1 pseudogene is annotated in these 332 nt (G+C 57.8%); it reads left to right on the top strand.

Annotated elements, in window-relative coordinates:
• A pseudogene (locus tag VSR74_RS23210) lies at nucleotides 1-332 on the top strand (DDE-type integrase/transposase/recombinase); the annotation flags it as partial.

The raw sequence follows: 332 nt of genomic DNA, 5'->3' as shown, positions 1-332 counted from the left end.
CGCATCTGGCAGTTACTGCGCCGTGAAGGCCTTCATGTTAATCACAAGCGCGTGTACCCCCTTTACCACCTAACGGGCTGGGCGTTAAACGCAGGCGACGTCGTCAAGGGCTGGCGACCGAACGGTTTCCGCTTCTTCGCCCGGATGCGCCGAACCTTACATGGTCGATGGATTTCGTTATGGACGTACTGGCCAACGGTCGCAGGATCAAGTGCCTGACCTGTGTGGATGATTTCACGAAGGAATGCCTGACGATCACCGCTGCATTCGGGATTTCAGCCGTGCGGGTCACGCGTATTCTCGACAGCATCGCGCTGTTTCGCGGCTATCCG

The sequence above is a fragment of the Pseudocitrobacter cyperus genome (assembly GCF_039889165.1).
Classification (GTDB): Bacteria; Pseudomonadota; Gammaproteobacteria; order Enterobacterales; family Enterobacteriaceae; genus Pseudocitrobacter; species Pseudocitrobacter cyperus.
This window is presented reverse-complemented; position numbering and strand designations above follow the sequence as displayed.